Source organism: Patescibacteria group bacterium (assembly GCA_041675205.1).
GTDB lineage: Bacteria > Patescibacteriota > Patescibacteriia > GWA2-46-9 > GWA2-46-9 > JBAYUF01.
Map to the genome: position 1 here is coordinate 25,750 of JBAYUF010000008.1, position 18,173 is coordinate 43,922.

The following is an 18,173-nucleotide window of genomic DNA, read 5'->3' on the forward strand; positions in this document are numbered from 1 at the left end:
AACTAGCGAGCTGACTGCCGAGAGACACTCATTAATATTCCAATGCCCGTTAACATAGTCATGAGCGCGGTTCCGCCATAACTAATGAACGGCAGCGGCAGACCGGTGAGTGGAAATAGAGCGACCATTGCGCCAACATTTACCATCATTTGTACAAAAAGCCAAATACCAATACCCGCCACGAGTAACCGACCGAAGGTATCCGGTGCCCGCTCAGCGATACGCAATATGCGTAAAAATATGTAGCCATAGAGCATAATGAGCGCAACGGTAAAAACGAAGCCAAGCTCTTCGCCGATGACAGCGAAAATTGAATCACCGCTCACCTCAGGCAAATACTGAAACTTTGCTCGGGAATGTCCGTAGCCCCTTCCCCAAAACCCACCCGAGCCAATGGCGAGGAGCGCTTGGTTAATATGGTAGCCATCGCCCAGTGGGTCACGCTCAGGATGTAAAAAAGTTAACAATCGTTCCATTCGGTACGGCGCAACAGCAATTAGCCCTGCCAGACCAGTGGCGGACAGTACACCAATAATGCCAATATCGCGGTATGGAGCATTTGCCAAAAAGTACATACCAACCGCAACGCCGCCGATAGTAATAGCGGTTCCCAAATCTGGTTGCGCCACAATAAGCAAAAAAACACCGCCGATAATTGCCAGAAACGGCATCAAACCAGTGCGATAGTCTTTGATTGTTCGACCTCTACTGTCCAGCCAGACACTCAAATATATAATGAGTGCCAATTTCATTATTTCACTGGGCTGAAAATTATACCCAGCAACTGACAACCAACGACGAGCACCATTGTACTCTTGGCCAATTCCCGGTATGAGCACGAGAACAAGTAACGACAGGGCAAATATAAACAACGGCAACGCCAATCGCTTCAATAAACGGTAATCAATTCTCGCAACTATTGAAAAAAATAGTAACCCAGGTAGTACGCCGAATAGTAACTGCCGCTTTAAGAAATAACTGGCGTCGCCATACCGCGCAACACCGACCGCCGAACTGGCCGATGAAAGCATAATGAGACCGAATAAAAGCAGTACACCGAGCGCCGCCAGCAATCGATAGTCTGGTTTTTTTATGGTTACCTCACGCATGATTACAGCGGTACGCGATCAATAAGAAAGAGTGCCAACCCCAGCATCACAGAAACACCGGTCACCAACCACAAACGCATGACAATTTGCGGCTCCGGCCATCCAATAGCTTCAAAGTGATGATGGATGGGAGTGGATAAGAAAATTTTTCTGCCGAATAAGCGCTTCGACAGTAACTGCACAATTACCGACGACGATTCGATAACTAAAACGATGCCAAGTAACGGCAGTAGTAGTGGCGTATCGGTAAGCATGGCCAATATACCGACGACCACACCCAAAGACATGGCCCCAGTGTCGCCCATAAAATATTTCGCCGGATGAATGTTAAACCACAAAAATGCCAGCAGTGCGCCTTCAATCACGGCGATAAATGCCGCGAGATCGTAGCGATCCTGGGCAAAACTAATCACCGCGTACGCCGCCAACACAATAAGTAACACGCCTCCGGCCAAGCCATCTAAACCATCGGTTTCATTTACTGAAAAAGCGGTGGCCACAATGACAAAAAAAGCCAGCAACGCATACCACCAGCCAATAACCACATCCCCATACAATGGAATGTGAACGGAATCCCAACCAAGTTTCCATGCGAACCACCAGGCACCAACCGCGGCGATTACCGCGTAGAGCAGTAAACGGTGTCGAATTGATAATCCCCCACTCACCGCACCTCTGCCCCAAATATTTAGGAGGTCATCCACCAGGCCAACCAGTGCCGCCGCGATAAGCGCACCTAATGGCAACCACGTTTCGGCCCGGGTTAAAAAATTGAGTGTTCCAAAAAGTGCTGGTGAGTAGGCGGCGAGCAGCCAAAAAATTCCCGTAATTGCCGCCGTCGTTACCCATATCAGCATGCCGCCCATGGTGGGTGTTCCCCGCTTATCTTTATGCAGACTAGAAAATACAGGCGTCTCGCCGGAATCGCGAACGTGTTTGCCAAAACGTCGACGGGACAGAAAATCAACCAAAAATGAATTCCACGCCATCGCCAACGCGAACGATAGTACCGCCAAAAGCAGTATGCGAAGGACAGCAAAAAGGGCGACAGTGGACATTACGTAGCGAGGTTAATAGACAAGGTCAGAGAAGCAGACAGGGCGATAATGATAGTAACCGCCACAGTACCGAGCGCCAAGAAGCGAGCCAGACTTTGCTTATGCTGCCAGACGAGCCAAGCCACGGTGGCGTTCATAATAACGAAAATACCGCCCACCAACGGGAGGCGAAGCGCCGTTGCCATGTCACCCAAATAATCGATTCCGAAATACACATTATAATGAAGCGGTACGGCGTCTCCAGCCGGAAGAAAAGCGACAAACGAAATTGCGACGCCGCAGAGCACGAACATCGCAAAACCATATGGGTAGTGTACCCATGGATCGCGGAAAAAGGTGGCCAACGCTGCTGTCGGTAGTAATCGCATACTTTGTAATCACATCCTAGCAACCCCAGCAGGTGTATTCAACTCCACAAAATCTATTGCGAGCGCCAGATACTTCCGAATGACGCAAACAAATGGTAGACTATCAATATGTTCACAGATAAACAGCTCGTGAAAGTGTTGCAAGATTCGCAACTCTTTTCTCCAGCAGATATTCAAAAGTACCAAACAGAGGCAGATGCAAAGCAGCAGCACCTTGAAGCCTACCTGGTAGCGAAACGTCTCGTTTCAGAAGACAGCCTCTACGAGAGCGCGGCCAGTGTCTACAGTGTTCCCTTCCTAAAGCTTGGTGGTAAACCAATTCGTAAAGATGTCCTTTTCCTCGTCCCTGAACCACTCGCAAAACACTACCAAATAATTGCCTTTGAAGCCGACGATAAGACCATTCAGCTCATCACAACAGATCCAGAAAATATACAGGCGGTTGAGTACATCAGAAAAAAAACCGGAAAAGAAGTTACGGTAGCGGTTACCACGCCCGATGAGTGGCAGGAGCTGATGAAGCAATATCACAAAAGTCTTAACGCTGAATTTCGAGACTTGAGTGGTAAACCAGCCGCCACCGTCATTGAAGGCGCCATTGAAGGTGACAAAGACTTAAAGGAGCTCGCTGAAGATTTGCCCGTTATCCGTGTCGTCGACACAATTCTTGAGTACGCGATATTTGAGGGTGCGTCTGATATTCATATCGAGCCCGAAGACCAAGACGTCGCCATTCGCTATAGAGTCGATGGTATTTTAAAAAATGTCATGACCTTGCCAAAGAACGTTCAATCGGGCATCACCGCTCGTATCAAGGTCTTGTCGAATCTAAAGCTAGACGAACACCGCCTACCGCAGGATGGTCGTTTTAAAATTCAAACCGCTGATCATAAAATTGCTTTCCGTGTTTCAATTTTGCCAACCTTTGATGGTGAGAAACTTGTTCTGCGATTACTTGATGAAGGTGGCCAAATCCTCACCTTGCAGCAACTTGGCCTTCAACCAAAAGCGTTTGAGCTTTTGCAAAAAAATATTGCCAAGCCTCACGGCATGATTTTAGTGACCGGTCCAACTGGTTCTGGAAAAACAACCACGCTCTACACCGTACTAAATGTGCTCAATAAGCCAGAGGTAAACATTTCGACTATCGAAGACCCGGTTGAGTACCGAATGGAGCACATTAACCAAAGCCAAGTCAGTCCAAAAATTGGCTTCACCTTCGCGGCTGGACTTCGCGCGTTACTGCGGCAAGATCCGAATGTCATCATGGTTGGTGAAATCCGAGACCAGGAAACAGCCGAAATCGCAGTGAACGCGGCCATGACCGGGCACTTACTATTGTCGACCCTACACACAAACGATGCCGTCACCGCTATCCCCCGCCTCTTTGACATGAACGTTCCTCCTTTTTTGGTTGCCTCAACGACGAACATGATTATGGCGCAGCGACTTGTCCGTAAAATTTGCCAAACCTGTATCTCTAGCTACTCGCTTGATGCAGCCGCCATGAAGCAACTGGAACGACAGTTCGATTTAAAGCTTATCTTACAATCTTTAATTGAATACGGCAGTGTGGCTAAAGGCACTGATTCTTTGGATAAATTACTATTTTACCGAGGTAAAGGCTGCAAACAGTGCAATAATGAAGGCTACCGCGGCCGAATTGGCATCTACGAAGTTTTGGATATTGACAAGGAAATGAACGAAGCGATTCTTCGAAAAGCGGTCCGGGAAGAACTTTTGGAACTCGCCAGAAAAGGCGGCATGTTAAGTATGATGGAAGACGGCTTCTTAAAGGCGCGCGCCGGTATTACGACCGTTGAAGAAGTGCTACGCGTTACGCAAGAATAACAATGGAAATCGCTCAAAAGAAACCAAGTAAAGGAGAGAACGGGCTACCAAGTCCACATTTTTGGCAACGTATTTCCGCTACCGAAAAACTTTTCTTGGTGCAACAAATGAAAATTTTGATTCGCGCGGGTGTTCCTTTAACAAAGACCTTGTCGACCCTCGAAGCGCAATCGGAAAAAAAATATACCAAACAAGTACTGCTCGCCATCAAGTCATCGATTGAGCAAGGAAATACACTGGCCCAAGCACTCACCCCGTTCATGCGAGATTTTGGCGAACTGATGATTAATATGATTGCCGCGGGCGAAGCAAGCGGACGACTCGATGAAGTGCTTGACCAACTCTACACACAAATGAAAAAGGATCACGAGATTCTTTCTAAAGTACGTGGCGCGCTTACCTATCCGGCAATTGTTGTGCTGGCCATGTTCGGTATCGGAACGTTTATGATTGTTTTCATAGTGCCGAAGTTGACCGGTCTCTTTAAAGAAGTTGAGGTGGCACTACCGCTCCCAACGAGAATTCTTATTGCCGTAAGTGATTTTTTGGCGAACCATGGATTTCTCGCCTTCCTTGGACTCGTTGGCATTATCTCAGTCTTCACCTGGACCATTCATCAGCCTGTTGGTAAGCGGCTGTGGCATAGCTTGCTTCTCCGAATGCCGGTTGTCGGTCGCATTATTCGACAAGTGAATATCGCACGGTTTGCCCGTACGGTCAGTTCTTTTTTGAAAACAGATATTCCCATCGTTAAAACACTAGAAACAACAGCGCATGTTTTGGGTAACGTCCACTACCGTGCGGCACTCATTGAGGCATCTGAAAAAATAGCCAAAGGCACCACGTTAACGAAGTCACTCGAACCACATGCCAATCTCTTTAACGCCACCATCTTACAAATGATTAATATCGGCGAGGAGTCTGGCTCACTCGACAGCATATTGGCCGAAGCGGCCGAATTCTACGAGGGCGAGGTTAGTCAGACCATGGAAACGTTACCATCGTTACTAGAACCAATACTCATGTTACTGCTTGGCTTTGGTGTTGGTGGAATGGCGGTGGCTATCATCTTGCCGCTCTACACACTAACCGCGGCGTACTAGCTATGCGTCTACCACACCTAACACTACGCCGGGCGGTACCGCCAGATGCCTTTGGACTGGACATTTCTGACGACTCAGTGAAAGCGCTTCAGCTCCACAGCCACAAGGGTACCTATACGCTCGACTTTGCAGCCATTGGAGAATTACCAAGCGGACTCATTAAGGACGGCGAAATTATAAATGCCGCCGGTTTAGCAACGAGTATTAAGGAACTACTGCATCCATATCAGGATACAATGGTTGGCGCAGCCGTCCTCTCGTTACCTGAAATTAAAACGACCACGCAAACTATTCTCGTCCCGAAACATGAGGGTGCCGTGTTTTCGTCAAGCCTCATTGCGGCACTGCCAGAATTCATTCCAAATAACCTCGAAGAAGTCTACTTTGACGCAATGATTCTGTCCGAAGATGACAATCAGTGGAAAGCATTGGTTGGTGTATCACCTCGAGCCGTCGTCGATAGCTATGTAGCGGTCATGGAAGCAGTGGGTATCACCCCAGCCGCCCTTGATGTTGAACCGGCCGCGACGGTTAATGCGGTTATCTCGCCTGCGCTCAGCACGGGTTGTCATGCCATCGTTAACCTTGGTCGACGCCGTTCGCACCTTATTGTCGTTGACGACGGAAAATTACTATTCACGCTTAACCTACCCATTGCCGGCGAGTTGGTGTCTCAGGAACTCATGAATCAACTTTCAATAACTTTTGCGCAGGCTGAAAAAACAAAACGGCTGTGCGGGCTTGATCCAAAAAAGTGCGAAGGTGCATTGCGACGGGTCTTAGAGGCTATGGTACAAAATCTTATCGTTCGCATTACGGAAGGTGGTAAATACTACCGCGACCATTTCGCCGACAGTAAAGCATTCTCCTCAGTTGTTCTGACAGGCGGCGGGGCCGAACTTGTTGGGCTCACTGACGTACTCGCTGCCGCACTCGCTATTCCAGTAACCCTCAGTGATGTTTGGGCAAATACTCCCCTTTCAGTACGTCCATCGTTAGAGGGAGAGCAACGATTCAGCACAGTAATTGGTCTAGCACGACGAGGAGAACGACTATGATGTTCGTATTAAACCTTATCCCAGAGGGCGTCAAAGAGCGGCTCCGTTTAGAAAAACTGTGGCGTACCTTACGCTCACTACTCCTTATCGCCGCGCTCGGCATACTCTTCGCAGGCATTATTATCCTCACGGCGCGGCTCATACTGCAGCACCAATTTAACCGCATCGTGAACGAAACTACGCTCGTTACCGGTGGCCGACACGCACTTGAGAATTCAATTCGCTCTCTAAATGTTGATTTATCAAAGGCAAATAAAATGCTCCAGTCGGCTTTTGACTGGCCCATCTTCATTGACGATTTCGTTGCTTTACTCCCGAGCGGTGTTACGGTAACGAGTATGACGTTTGTCATTGGTGACGAATCAACTGTTGTCGGTACGGCACGAACTCGTGACGACCTTCTATCGTTCAAACGCGCCCTTGAAGATTCTCCACTCGTGGAGAAGGTTGACCTCCCTATCACTGATCTGCTAGCTCGCGATAACCCCGCATTCACTATGCGTTTTACCATTCGCCATGCAACTCCCAAACGTTAATCTAAGCCGATTTACTCGTCAGCAAATTGTCGCAATTTGTCTTATGGCGGCGTTGGTGCTTGTGCCGCTCGTCATTATTTGGCCAAATGCCATCAACATTAAGGGGACGGCTGATGCAATTTATGCTGAATATACCTTTTTAGAAGACCAGTACCGTCGTGGGCATGATGTGCGCAGAGCTGAACGCGACGTCGTTGAAGCAAAAGAGCACATTGAACGTATTCAAGCGCTATCGCTCGCCTCTGGCGACGAGCTCACTCTCATTACCGAAATTGAAAAAAACGCTGACCTGACCGGTGTGCGGAGCACCCTGCGACTCGACGAGGAAAAAGGGAATACGCTCCCCTTTTCTCTTCAGGTGACGGGTACCTATTATGCTGTGCAGGAGTACCTGGTGGCTCTCCAAAAACTCCCCATGCTCCTTTCCTTCACTCGAGTTTCCCTAACGCCTTCGGTGGCCGAGCGAGGCGCGGCACAAACAACGAACATATCGGCCACGCTCAGTGGCTATGTTCACAAAACTGTTGAATAAGTATGAAATCTCTGCATCTACTGCTCGCCTCAATAATTCGTTATGGTCACATGGTACTCATGCTGCTTCTGGTAGCTGTTTTTGTTGCACTATCTTGGTTTCTTTACCTCTACGTCTACCAGCCACTAACACAAGCCACACTCGTCGCTGAGCTCCAGTCGAGCGTTACGAGGATTTCAATTGACCGCCGACTACTGCGCCAAGTACTTGAAACCTTAGACAAAGAACGTCTAACCACGCTAGAAATTCAGACGAGTCGGAATCCTTTTGTCAGTACACCACTGCCGGCCATTGAAACGCCAGCAGCACCGACCGAACCACCATCCACAACCACAACACCCTGAGGTAGTCTTGACGCAGTGGCTACTTTCTTCTACAATAGCCCAACGTAAGCGCTGTATTATATTTTGGTAACGAACCCCTATGGCCCATAAAAAAGCGGGTGGATCTACCGCCCTAGGCCGAGATTCCCATGGTCAACGTCTTGGTGTTAAAGTAAACCAAGGTGAGTTTGCCACGGCCGGCTCAATTATCGTTCGTCAAAGAGGTACAAAAATTCGACCTGGCACAAACGTGATGCGAGGCAGTGATGACACCCTTTTCGCCAAAGCGGCGGGCGTCGTGCGCTTCACCTCTCGTAAGGTCAAAGCCTACACTGGACGATTGAAGATGGTTAAATTCGTTCACGTCGAGGCCAAAGCATAAAATTTTTCATTAAAAAACATCCCGTGTACACGGGATGTTTTTTATTTGTCTGTTTTGCTTCTTATCGTGCCTTTTTCTTTGGCTTCATCGGTCTCTTTTTCTTTGGGGCTGATTTTACGACGTTCGTTGTTTTCATTCCCTTGTTGGAGCGCTTCTTCGCCGCTTCAATAAACGCCCGGAACAACGGATGTGGTGCATCTAATCGCGAACGAAATTCTGGGTGAAACTGCACACCAACAAAGAACGGATGGTCGGTTAGCTCCATTATTTCTACCAGCAAATTATCTGGTGACGTGCCGGTGAATTGCACACCCTTTTCAATAAACTGTTCACGGTAACTGTTATTGAACTCGTACCGATGACGATGCCGCTCCGAGATAAGCGCTTTTCCGTACGCCTTACGGCTAATAGAGTCCGGCGATAATCGACACGGATACGCACCAAGTCGCATGGTAGCGCCGTAATGTTTTTCTGCGAGCTTAGCTACTTGCTCAGGCATGATGTGAATAATCTCGTGCGCCAATTTTTTACCCCACTCTTCAGAGCCAGCTGACTTTAACGCGCAAACATTCCGAGCAAATTCAATGGCCGCAAGTTGCATGCCGTAGCATAAGCCAAAATACGGTATGCCGTGCTCACGAACGTAACGAATAGCCCGAATTTTTCCTTCAACACCTCGCCCGCCAAAACCACCGGGCACAATGATGCCGTCAAAATTCGCCAGCTCTCGAACACGCCTTGGCTCACGTTCGTACGCCTCGGCATTGAGCCACGTAATTTCTGGTTGGCGTCCGGCTGCCCAGGCCGCGTGACGAACCGCCTCAATAACAGAAATGTACGAATCAGCTAACGTGAAGTCTCCGGTGCCAAAATATTTTCCAACAATGCCAATCTTGACTGGCGTTTTCAAATTATGAACTTTATTAACCAACCGACGCCAGGCATCAAGATCCTTTTTACGCGGCTTAAGTCCTAATTTCTGCAGTAGCTTATCGCTTAAATGCTCACGCTCAAAATTAACCGGGATGTCGTAAATGGAAGCAACGTCCGGCGCCGAAATGGCAGCGGTAGGCGGAATGCCGCAAAACGTAGCCAGTCGTCGCCGACGCGGCTCATCAATGGGGCGTTCGGCCCGACACAATATAAAGTCGGTTTGGAGTCCGGCAGAATTAAGTGAGCGTGCCGCATATTGCGTTGGCTTTGTTTTCATTTCACCAACCGTTTTTGGTATTGGAAGGTAACTGACAAGAACAATGGCAACGTCCAGTGGCACTCGCAGCTTTAGCATCCGAATAGCCTCCAGGAACAAAATATTCTGATATTCCCCTACCGTGCCGCCTATTTCGATGACGACTATATCGGCATGCTGTCGTTTACCAGCCGCTGTTATACGACGCAGTATTTCATTAGGGATATCTGGCACCACTTCCACATCCTCGCCGTCGTACCCAAGGTTACGTTCCCGAGCAATAACGGTCTGATATACCTGACCGGTTGTTATATAATTTTCTCGGGCGCTTGTTTGACCGGTAAACCGCTCGTAATTGCCTAAGTCCTGGTCAGCCTCAATACCATCTTCCCCCACAAAAACCTCACCATGTTCTGTGGGCCGAATAGTACCGGCATCGATATTAATGTACATGTCGCACTTTACCAGGGCGACTTTGTAACCACGACTCTGTAATATTTTTCCTATTGACGCCGTTGAAACACCTTTTCCAACGCTCGACATGACACCACCAACAACAAATATGTACTTCATAGGTATACGTCGGGCTATTATGTAGCAGTTATAAGAATTCGTACTCGGGCCTCTGCGTCAGAAGCACCAATCACGACGTAGTGTGTTCCGACTTGCTTCAACGCATGCGGCAAATGAACAGCGGTTACGGGAATACGTAACTTAGAATACTGTTTCCGAATGCCTTCGACAATGTCTTCCGCGCTCACACCGGCAAATAGCGTACCACTGGCACTAGCTGAACGCGCAAACTGTACGGTTACCTCGTCAAGTCGACGCAAACTGGTTACCAGTGCTTCCTGCGCTTTCACGGCGCTACCTCGACCAGCCATTGACTGCTTAGCCTTAGTGACCGCTGCACCCGAGGCCAGCGCACCCAACTTTCTCGGTAACAAGAAATTTCTGGCATACCCTTCTGCTACATTCACAACAGCGCCGACTGTTCCGACACCTTTTACATCTTGCAGTAACACGATGTTCATACTAGCGGAGGAGTTCTTTTGCTCGCTCTAAGACTAGATCGTCGTCGTCAGCCGCTTGCTCACGAGGCTCCTCGACAACAACATCCGGAGTAATGCCGGCTTTATCAATAAAATGTTTGTTGGGCGTTAGCCACTCCGCCACCGTTACCTTAAGTGCTGAACCATCTCGAAGGGGGCGGTATTCCTGCACTGTTCCCTTGCCAAAGGTGGTAGTACCCACAATGGTGGCAGTACCGGTATCCTGCAGCGCACCAGCCACAATCTCAGAGGCACTAGCGCTACCCGCATTCACTAAAACAATCGTCTTCACGCCAGACAACAGTGGTGTACCACTAGCTTGATGCGCTTTCTCAACCGCACCATTGAATCGCTCAATAACAACCGGACCTCTCGGTACCCAGTAGCTGGCAATGGCAACCGCGCTATCAAGATAACCACCTGGATTGTCTCGCAAATCGAGAATGACACCCTGCGGCGCTTCTTGAAGCAGCCGAGTGACGGTAACGTTAAAATCCGCTGTTGTATCTTCGTTGAAATTTGTTATACGGAAGTACGCGATGTTTTCCTTGCCGTTGGCATCAGCAATCATTTTTCCTTTCACGCTCTCTACTGTTATGGTGTCCCGAACAACTGCCACGGTGATTGGTTCTTTTGCGCCTGCTCGTTCCAATACCAGCGTGACGGTTGTACCCCGTTGTCCACGAATTCGAGATACCGCGTCAACAAGCGACATGCCAGAGGTATCAGTCGTATCAATGGTACGAATAGCATCACCAGACTTTATGCCAGCTAATGCGGCGGGGGTACCGTCGAGCGGAGCAATGATGACAAGTTGTTCATCGCGAATGCCAATTTCAGCACCTATACCGTCAAAACTTCCTGAAATTTCTGCATTGAAATCACTAGCAATCTTAGGGTCCATGAATACTGTGTAGGGATCCCCGGCCCCAGCCACCAAGCCTGAGAGCGCACTGTAGAAAAGCTTCGTATCGGGGAGCGGCCTATTAACGTAGCTATCTTGTAGTGCTTGCCAAACGTCCCAAAACAACCCAAAGTCGACATCCTTACTAATGTACGTCGGTGCGGAAGCATTTTTCCCCGTAACAATCCCGCTACCAAGCGCCGCCTGCGTCCCCCGTTCTTCACCTAATCTATATGCTCCCCACAATATAACGAGGGCAAATAAAACTGGAAGCGCGGTTGTAAAAAACTTCCTTTTCGAGGAAGGTGACGTCCGTTCTGTGTGGGGTGACCGAAGTCCAAAGCCTAACATGTTGAAATTGTACCACACTGCGCGTTCCGTTCAAACCAAATTGCCTTTACCCCCCGTATCTGTTACGATTGCCACAATTTGCTATGAATCACGATCAAATACACATTATCGGCGGGGCTGAACTTCACGGCGAAATACCTGTTCAAGGGGCAAAAAATGCCGCCCTTAAAATAATGGCTGCCGCGCTCCTCTCTGACGAAGTCTGTACCATACCGAACCTACCCGACATCGAAGACGTGCGACGAATGGCCGAACTCATTGCGGCCTTAGGAGCAGACATTAAAACAGACAGCGCGGGAACGCATATTAGTGGTTCCGGAATCAGTTCGACCGTGCTGCCCGCCGACTTAGCGGGCAAACTTCGGGCGTCGATTATGCTGGCTGCGCCACTCTTGGCGCGCTTTGGTGAAGTAACACTACCCTACCCAGGAGGCTGCAACCTCGGCGTGCGTCCGATTGATCTCTTTCTGGAAGGCTTCACCGCCTTAGGGGCCTCTGTTACTGAAGCCGAAAAAGGTTTCAGCATACAGGCGCCGCAAGGTCTTATTGGCGCCAGCATACTCCTACCCAAGGTCAGCGTCATGGCAACGGAATCGCTCATGATTGCGGCCGTACTCGCCAAAGGAACCACCACCATAAAAAACGCGGCTATGGAGCCGGAGATTCCAGCTCTGGCAGAGTATCTCATCAAGAACGGTGCAAAAATTGAAGGCGCTGGTACAAGTACCATCATCATTCATGGGGTGAGCCAGATTGGCGCGAGCGCTTTCACGCTCATCCCCGACCGCATTGAAGCAGGAACATTTGCTATATTGGGCCTCCTCACCAACAGTGAAATTACCGTAACGAACATTGTCCCCGAACACTTAGAAAGCCTTTGGCTCCATTTAAGAAAGGCTGGTGCCACCCTAGATTTTACAAAAAACAGCGTTACTACCAAACGACACCACGGTCTCACCAGCACAAATATTACAACCCACGAATATCCGGGATTCGTGACTGACTTGCAAGCCCCTTACACGGCGCTCATGACCCAAGCCACGGGCATGTCGCTAATTCACGAAACAATTTTCGCCGGACGACTTTTTTATACAGACCTTTTGGCATCAATGGGGGCAAACGTTATCATGTGTGACCCGCACCGCGTCGTCATTCATGGACCAACGCAATTACACGGTCGCTTCTTAACAAGCCCTGATATTCGCGCCGGTATTGCCCTCATTTTGGCCGGTCTGGCCGCTACTGGCACAACCACCATTGATAACGTCTACCAAATAGACCGAGGCTACCATGATATTGTGGGGCGTTTACAAAAACTTGGTGCAAACATTACGCGCGTTTCAAAAGACGCGCTATGACGCACTTTCGTCGGCGGCTTCTCTTCTGGTCATTTTTCACCTCTTTTTTTATTATCGCGCCCGTACTCATTTTTTTTGCCCTTGGGTACCGCTACAGCACGCAAAGAAACGCTATTCTTAAAACTGGCACGCTTATCGCCTCGAGCCTTCCTCGAGACGCCATCGTCAGTATTGATGGTGAACGCGTAAACGGAACAACTCCATTAACGGCTCGTGCCATTACCCCTGGCATCTATACGGTTCGTTTCGAAAAGGACGGCTACCTCCCATGGCAAAAACGGCTTACGGTAGACGCCAACAAAGCAACCTTTGCAGCAGACATTCACCTTTTTCCGGATACAGCCGCCGAAGCGGCCACAGAACCAGCTGAATTCTTGTCACTGGCACCGACGGGTGACCGAGCACTTGGTGTTTGGCTAACGAATGAAAAGGAAGAGCTTCGTTTTTTGGCGCTCGACGTCTTTCCGGTTGCGGCAACGCCCCTCGTTACCCCAGAGTCTCGCATTGCAACTATTGCCTGGCGCAACGACGGTCAAGCGGCACTCCTAACCGACACCAAAGGAAAGTCGTACCTGTTTGACTCCACCTCGCCGCCGCTCCGTTTGCAAGCACTTCCAGCACACAGTGTTGAGTCCCGGCTAACCTGGTCTCCGGATGGCACGATGCTCCTTATTGAACCAAGCAAGGTCAGTGTTTATTCCACCACTGGAAGTGGCCGAGTGCTGACAAGTAGCAATACTCCTTGGCGCATTTCAGACGCCGCCCGCCTGCCAAATGGCGACTTATATAGCATCCTCACCGACGAAACCACGTCAACCCTCACTGTCCAGCACGCCAGTAGTCAAACAACTTCGACGGCGGAACTCGCGGCCACGAATCTTCATTTTCGATTAGCAACAGAAAAGCACATCATGACGAGTGATGCGGCTGGTCAAACAGAGGTTTTTCGAGTTGAAAAAAGTTCGCTTGCGAAACTCACTTCTGTAGCTGCTACTTCTGGTAGCTACAATCCCATCACAACCACCTACCTTTACTCATCAGGTAATGCGATATGGCTCTACTCGCTTCTCGCAGACACCCGTGAATTATTACTACGTACCAGTACCGCAATTTCGGCGATTGCTTTTGTGCCCGATGGCAGTGCCATACTCTATGCTGACGCCGCAGTTCACGCCCTAGAAATGGATGGCCGAGATACCCGAAATGATGTTGTGCTTGTACCAGATTCCGCCAATGCGGCTACGTGCCTCACAACAACAACTGGAAACCGCCTCTACTGCACCGCTAGTGCGGAAACAAAAACTATCCTTTTATCCCGGCCGCTATAAAGGGCTAACAACAGTATCGATTGGTGCAGCAGCAGTTTCGCCTGCTTCAGCCACTGGAACGGAAGGCAAACTAGCGACGCCCACCAACCATCGTTCTGGCCAAGGGCGATAGTAGCTTTTGAATTCCTGCGTTACGATGCGCCCGTCAGCATACGTCACCGTATAGTTAGCTACGGCACTCCCCCCAGGATGCGCTGTCTCTAGTCGTCGCTTTTCTCCAACCGGTATTTTATCGGTTTCAACATAAATTGGCGGACCAGACGGCGTGGTACTGAGTGTCCGCGGTCCATCAACCTTAGCTACCCGACCATCTTTTGTACCGTATAACTCAAAGGTCAAAACATCTCCGTCAACGTACCCTGAAATGAGAATATTTTTACCAGTATCATTCATAAATTTAAAATCTGGGTTTGGCTGGTAAATAGTCGCGTCTAGCCCCGGACCAATGTATACGCCATTCGCGTCCCGTTCATAGTAGCTCACGCGGTACGAATGATTTTGTCGAGCCACAACAGGTAGTCCTGCATTTAAAACCGCCCGAAAAAGAGTGGTAGAAACTTGACACAATCCCCCGCCAAACTCAGGCACCGTTCGGTTTCCTTTGATAACGAGCTCTGGTAGGTAGCCGGTGGTGTTGTCGATTGTGCCAAGCGCCCCAACTGTAGAAAATACTTGACCAGGTTCAATTAGTATTCCTGTTAAGAACCGCGTGCCATTTTTTATATTTTCTCGGCGATTTTTTGGGCTTCCAGCGAAGGTAGTTCCTGCCCGACCAATTAACTCTGCAATACCAAGTTCTGCGGCAGATCCGTGCACCCCTGGGTCTCGAACAACAACCGGAAGGGTTATTTCATTCGTGCTCACTTTCCCACTACGCCGAGCCAGTAGTTCATCTCGAACCAGTGTAATGGTGTTCGTCTCCTCCAACGCACGCCCAGGTCTCGGAGCAGTAAATGAGATTACTTTACCATCCCGCACCACCAACTCAGGATTCGTGGCGGCGGTATTAAGCGCTGCAGCCACTTCTGTTACGTATTCACTCAACGCCCGCTCGTTAATGCTAACTTCAAGGCGGTCATCAACCACTATGGATTCCAAAAAACCAGCTAAACGCTCGGGGGTCAACGTAAACACACGTGCTTCAAAACGAAGCACCAAAGGTTTTGCCACTACCTGTTCTGCACTAGCTTTTGCATCACTAGCGTTCTGAACACTAACTGCTGGTGTGGTCGCGACTCTGGCGAGCGAAATCGGCTCGGCTGACAGAGTGACGGCTGCCCGATAAAGCGCTTTTTCTAAAGCCTCACGCGGCACAACCAGCCCTGGCTTAGTATCGGTCAGCACTGAAACTGTGGCGCCTTGAAAAGCGAGCCGAACATCTCTTCCCGGTTCTTCTTTCCCAACAATGAAGGTGTCTAGCTCCAACGCAAAAACCCGTTCATCAAGTGAAATAGGAAATGGCACAATTGTCTCCCCAAAAAGCGGCCTGGCCCAATCACTCATGCGACTGGCCACATTGCCTCGCCTACCAAGCGACCAGGCTTTCGCTACGGCACTATCCGTATCAAACGTTATACCGAGCTGCTCTGGATAGAGTCGGTATCGTTCACCGTCAATTTGAACAGCAAAACCTTCCTGGTTTAAAGCCTCAACTCGGCTCGTCAATTTTTCCTTGAGTACCCGCTCAGACAATCGACCAACCGGAACGGTGCCTATCGAAGTCTGCGCTTGCACGCGACCGACCGACAAAAGGTATATGCTAGCAGCAGTAACGACAATAACACCAACGAGTACGAGCGCCGCTAGACCAACATGTTTATTTCTACCTATGTCCATTTATGCCAGCGCCACCCGAAGTAATTTAGTTGCTAAGGGAATCGATGATGCCCTGAAGTTGAGAAAGTGGAACAGCTCCATTAACAGGGATTTTTTCATCTTTGGAGACGACCACTGTGAACGGCGTGCCAGTACCACCAGCCGCAATTGCGTCGTCGTAGTCAGCCTGCACAACATCGGCGTTATCACCGCTCTTCAAGCAGCTTTCAAATTTCGCTCGGTTCAACCCAATCTTCTCGGCAATCTCAGGTAATGCCGTCTCAGGGAGTGAATCGTTAGAGTTCGTCTGAGTGAAAACCTCATCTAGGAACTTCCAGAAAGCGTCATTACCACCCTGGTCAGCCGCACACTCTGTCGCAATGGCTTCTCCTCTGGCCTTTTGATGAAGTGAGTCGAGCGGAAAGTGTCGATATACCCAAGCCACCTTATCGCCATTGTCGGCCACAACCTGCTTCACTGTTTCGTGGAATTGCTTACAGAATGGGCATTCCATGTCAGAGTATTCAACCAAAATTATGTCGGCATCAATGTCCCCACGAAGGTGATCAGCCTTTGAAACGTCGCGTATTTCTGCGCTTGCCACTGGTGGCGTTGTGGTGTCAGTAGGCGCAACTTTCTTTGCTTCTTTCGCTAGCGAACCAAACGAACCACCTCGCAGCATAATTACCAAAAGTACGACAAAACCAATGGTACACAACGCCATAACACCGGCAATGGCACCAAACCAAAATTGTGTTTTCGACTCTGGCTGCTGAAAGGGGTTCATCATACGTTTATTTATAAATTGAATAGTTTTAGTATAGCACAATCTCGACAATACTTTCCTAAACCTCAAGGCCGGCTTGCCGTCCCATAAGGGCGTTGGCCCGAAGTAGCGAGCCAAACGTGCCGGCGTCGGTCCACTCACCGGCCACTGTTTCGTACGTCATGGTTCCTGCCGTTACATAATGTGCATTAACATCAGTAATTTCTAGCTCGCCGCGATGTGAGGGCTGCAGGGTTTCAATAATCGAAAAAACATCCGCATCATAAAAATACAATCCCGTTACCGCTAAATTGCTTTTTGGTTGCTTCGGCTTCTCTACTATCGAGATTATTTTACCATCCTCTACTTCTGCCACACCAAACCGTTCGGCGTCTGGTACCGCCTTCACAAGTACTTTTGCTCCCTGCGGCTGCACTCGAAAATCGTCCGCCGCCTTTCTGACCTGTTCTAAATCGGTAAATATATTATCACCCAATATCACGATAACTCGCTCACCACTGGCAAAATTACGTGCCAACCCCAGTGCCTGCGCAATGCCGCCGGCCTCATCTTGCACCTCGTACGAGAGACGAACGCCAAAATCTTTACCCGAACCAAGCAGGTTTAAAAAATGTCCCGCATGCTCTCGACCCGAAACAATTAATATATCTTCCACCCCACACGCCAGTAACGTTTGCAGCGGATAGTAAATCATTGGCTTGTCATAAATTGGCAGCAGGTGCTTGTTGGTCACCCGTGTCAAAGGAAAAAGCCGACTGCCAGTGCCACCGGCCAGAATGACGCCACGTAATGTATTATTCATAGTTTTAAATAATAGCACGCTCTCGGTTAGACATATACTCACGCACCGCATCCCGCCATGGGCGCAGTGCCGCTACTTTGGTCGTTCCCAGAACGGAGTATTTTGGTCGTGGCGCTGGGCGAGTTGGGAGAGAAGTAATTTTGACGAGGTCAATATGAATGCGACTGGTGTCGGTACTGTCTAGGGTATACCGCCGAGAAGCGGTAATGACCTCAGCCGCATACTGATACCAGCTTGCTTCGCCGCTATTTGTTCGGTGGTACATAC

19 protein-coding genes are annotated in these 18,173 nt (G+C 49.4%); 9 read left to right on the forward strand and 10 right to left on the reverse strand.

Annotation, left to right across the window (positions count from 1 at the left end; genetic code table 11):
• Window positions 1–2 precede the first annotated feature (2 nt).
• The 3 genes from ftsW to WC052_05030 are packed head-to-tail and all read right to left on the reverse strand — an operon-like array spanning window position 3 to window position 2,535.
• On the reverse strand, window positions 3–1,109 hold the full coding sequence (ftsW, locus tag WC052_05020) for a putative lipid II flippase FtsW (protein MFA7286993.1): 1,107 nt from the start codon (window positions 1,107–1,109) through the stop codon (window positions 3–5).
• A gap of 2 nt (window positions 1,110–1,111) precedes the next feature.
• Window positions 1,112–2,167 (reverse strand): phospho-N-acetylmuramoyl-pentapeptide-transferase, encoded by a 1,056-nt coding sequence (gene mraY / locus WC052_05025; GenBank protein MFA7286994.1) that lies wholly within the window; start codon window positions 2,165–2,167, stop codon window positions 1,112–1,114.
• The gene (locus WC052_05030; protein ID MFA7286995.1) at window positions 2,167–2,535 is read right to left on the reverse strand and encodes a hypothetical protein; all 369 of its coding nucleotides are present in this window, start codon (window positions 2,533–2,535) and stop codon (window positions 2,167–2,169) included. The genes mraY and WC052_05030 overlap by 1 nt, the downstream gene beginning before the upstream one ends.
• 108 nt (window positions 2,536–2,643) lie before the next feature.
• On the opposite strand from WC052_05030, the gene WC052_05035 reads away from it, so the two are divergent.
• From WC052_05035 to rpmA, 7 genes are all read left to right on the forward strand, one after another.
• The gene (locus WC052_05035) at window positions 2,644–4,386 is read left to right on the forward strand and encodes an ATPase, T2SS/T4P/T4SS family (GenBank protein ID MFA7286996.1); all 1,743 of its coding nucleotides are present in this window, start codon (window positions 2,644–2,646) and stop codon (window positions 4,384–4,386) included.
• Window positions 4,387–4,388: 2 nt separating this feature from the next.
• Entirely contained in the window at window positions 4,389–5,489 is a 1,101-nt protein-coding gene (locus WC052_05040) for a type II secretion system F family protein (protein ID MFA7286997.1), read from the forward strand.
• 2 nt (window positions 5,490–5,491) lie between these two features.
• A complete protein-coding gene (gene pilM, locus WC052_05045) occupies window positions 5,492–6,547 on the forward strand; it encodes a pilus assembly protein PilM (protein MFA7286998.1) in 1,056 nt (351 codons plus the stop codon).
• On the forward strand, window positions 6,544–7,083 hold the full coding sequence (locus WC052_05050; protein MFA7286999.1) for a PilN domain-containing protein: 540 nt from the start codon (window positions 6,544–6,546) through the stop codon (window positions 7,081–7,083). The genes pilM and WC052_05050 overlap by 4 nt, the downstream gene beginning before the upstream one ends.
• Complete coding sequence (locus WC052_05055) at window positions 7,064–7,615, forward strand: hypothetical protein (protein MFA7287000.1); 552 nt, start codon at window positions 7,064–7,066, stop codon at window positions 7,613–7,615. Before WC052_05050 ends, WC052_05055 begins: the two co-directional genes overlap by 20 nt.
• 2 nt (window positions 7,616–7,617) lie before the next feature.
• On the forward strand, window positions 7,618–7,959 hold the full coding sequence (locus WC052_05060; protein MFA7287001.1) for a hypothetical protein: 342 nt from the start codon (window positions 7,618–7,620) through the stop codon (window positions 7,957–7,959).
• 79 nt (window positions 7,960–8,038) lie between these two features.
• Window positions 8,039–8,320, forward strand: coding sequence for a 50S ribosomal protein L27 (rpmA, locus tag WC052_05065; GenBank protein MFA7287002.1), 282 nt, complete (start codon window positions 8,039–8,041; stop codon window positions 8,318–8,320).
• Window positions 8,321–8,381: 61 nt separating this feature from the next.
• Here rpmA and WC052_05070 read toward each other — a convergent pair whose 3' ends face one another.
• Genes WC052_05070 through WC052_05080 form a run of 3 tightly spaced genes read right to left on the reverse strand, consistent with a single transcriptional unit; the run spans window position 8,382 to window position 11,816 of the window.
• Complete coding sequence (locus tag WC052_05070; protein MFA7287003.1) at window positions 8,382–10,082, reverse strand: CTP synthase; 1,701 nt, start codon at window positions 10,080–10,082, stop codon at window positions 8,382–8,384.
• 17 nt (window positions 10,083–10,099) lie between these two features.
• Window positions 10,100–10,543 carry a 50S ribosomal protein L9 gene (gene rplI / locus WC052_05075; GenBank protein ID MFA7287004.1) on the reverse strand — a complete coding sequence of 148 codons (444 nt, stop codon included), beginning with the start codon at window positions 10,541–10,543 and terminating at the stop codon, window positions 10,100–10,102.
• A 1-nt stretch (window position 10,544) separates the two neighbouring features.
• Window positions 10,545–11,816 (reverse strand): S41 family peptidase, encoded by a 1,272-nt coding sequence (locus tag WC052_05080; protein MFA7287005.1) that lies wholly within the window; start codon window positions 11,814–11,816, stop codon window positions 10,545–10,547.
• Window positions 11,817–11,899: 83 nt separating this feature from the next.
• On the opposite strand from WC052_05080, the gene murA reads away from it, so the two are divergent.
• On the forward strand, window positions 11,900–13,174 hold the full coding sequence (murA, locus tag WC052_05085) for a UDP-N-acetylglucosamine 1-carboxyvinyltransferase (GenBank protein ID MFA7287006.1): 1,275 nt from the start codon (window positions 11,900–11,902) through the stop codon (window positions 13,172–13,174).
• The gene (locus WC052_05090; protein ID MFA7287007.1) at window positions 13,171–14,502 is read left to right on the forward strand and encodes a PEGA domain-containing protein; all 1,332 of its coding nucleotides are present in this window, start codon (window positions 13,171–13,173) and stop codon (window positions 14,500–14,502) included. Before murA ends, WC052_05090 begins: the two co-directional genes overlap by 4 nt.
• On the opposite strand, the gene WC052_05095 is transcribed toward WC052_05090, so the two are convergent.
• The 4 genes from WC052_05095 to WC052_05110 all read right to left on the reverse strand — a co-directional run.
• Complete coding sequence (locus WC052_05095) at window positions 14,497–16,338, reverse strand: VanW family protein (protein ID MFA7287008.1); 1,842 nt, start codon at window positions 16,336–16,338, stop codon at window positions 14,497–14,499. The genes WC052_05090 and WC052_05095 overlap by 6 nt on opposite strands.
• Window positions 16,339–16,363: 25 nt before the next feature.
• Complete coding sequence (locus WC052_05100; protein ID MFA7287009.1) at window positions 16,364–17,107, reverse strand: thioredoxin domain-containing protein; 744 nt, start codon at window positions 17,105–17,107, stop codon at window positions 16,364–16,366.
• A 55-nt stretch (window positions 17,108–17,162) separates the two neighbouring features.
• Complete coding sequence (locus tag WC052_05105) at window positions 17,163–17,906, reverse strand: sugar phosphate nucleotidyltransferase (GenBank protein ID MFA7287010.1); 744 nt, start codon at window positions 17,904–17,906, stop codon at window positions 17,163–17,165.
• A 4-nt stretch (window positions 17,907–17,910) separates the two neighbouring features.
• The coding region (locus WC052_05110; protein ID MFA7287011.1) for a sugar nucleotide-binding protein at window positions 17,911–18,173 on the reverse strand (263 nt) is incomplete at its 5' end.

Coding starts and splice junctions, on each gene's coding strand:
- WC052_05060 (MFA7287001.1), top strand. CDS start 7,618: ATGAAATCTCTGCATCTACTGCTCGCCTCAATAATTCGTTATGGTCAC.
- WC052_05090 (MFA7287007.1), top strand. CDS start 13,171: ATGACGCACTTTCGTCGGCGGCTTCTCTTCTGGTCATTTTTCACCTCT.
- WC052_05035 (MFA7286996.1), top strand. CDS start 2,644: ATGTTCACAGATAAACAGCTCGTGAAAGTGTTGCAAGATTCGCAACTC.
- rpmA (MFA7287002.1), top strand. CDS start 8,039: ATGGCCCATAAAAAAGCGGGTGGATCTACCGCCCTAGGCCGAGATTCC.
- pilM (MFA7286998.1), top strand. CDS start 5,492: ATGCGTCTACCACACCTAACACTACGCCGGGCGGTACCGCCAGATGCC.
- WC052_05040 (MFA7286997.1), top strand. CDS start 4,389: ATGGAAATCGCTCAAAAGAAACCAAGTAAAGGAGAGAACGGGCTACCA.
- WC052_05070 (MFA7287003.1), bottom strand. CDS start 10,082: ATGAAGTACATATTTGTTGTTGGTGGTGTCATGTCGAGCGTTGGAAAA.
- WC052_05050 (MFA7286999.1), top strand. CDS start 6,544: ATGATGTTCGTATTAAACCTTATCCCAGAGGGCGTCAAAGAGCGGCTC.
- murA (MFA7287006.1), top strand. CDS start 11,900: ATGAATCACGATCAAATACACATTATCGGCGGGGCTGAACTTCACGGC.
- ftsW (MFA7286993.1), bottom strand. CDS start 1,109: ATGCGTGAGGTAACCATAAAAAAACCAGACTATCGATTGCTGGCGGCG.
- WC052_05095 (MFA7287008.1), bottom strand. CDS start 16,338: ATGGACATAGGTAGAAATAAACATGTTGGTCTAGCGGCGCTCGTACTC.
- WC052_05030 (MFA7286995.1), bottom strand. CDS start 2,535: ATGCGATTACTACCGACAGCAGCGTTGGCCACCTTTTTCCGCGATCCA.
- WC052_05055 (MFA7287000.1), top strand. CDS start 7,064: ATGCAACTCCCAAACGTTAATCTAAGCCGATTTACTCGTCAGCAAATT.
- rplI (MFA7287004.1), bottom strand. CDS start 10,543: ATGAACATCGTGTTACTGCAAGATGTAAAAGGTGTCGGAACAGTCGGC.
- WC052_05080 (MFA7287005.1), bottom strand. CDS start 11,816: ATGTTAGGCTTTGGACTTCGGTCACCCCACACAGAACGGACGTCACCT.
- mraY (MFA7286994.1), bottom strand. CDS start 2,167: ATGTCCACTGTCGCCCTTTTTGCTGTCCTTCGCATACTGCTTTTGGCG.
- WC052_05105 (MFA7287010.1), bottom strand. CDS start 17,906: ATGAATAATACATTACGTGGCGTCATTCTGGCCGGTGGCACTGGCAGT.
- WC052_05100 (MFA7287009.1), bottom strand. CDS start 17,107: ATGATGAACCCCTTTCAGCAGCCAGAGTCGAAAACACAATTTTGGTTT.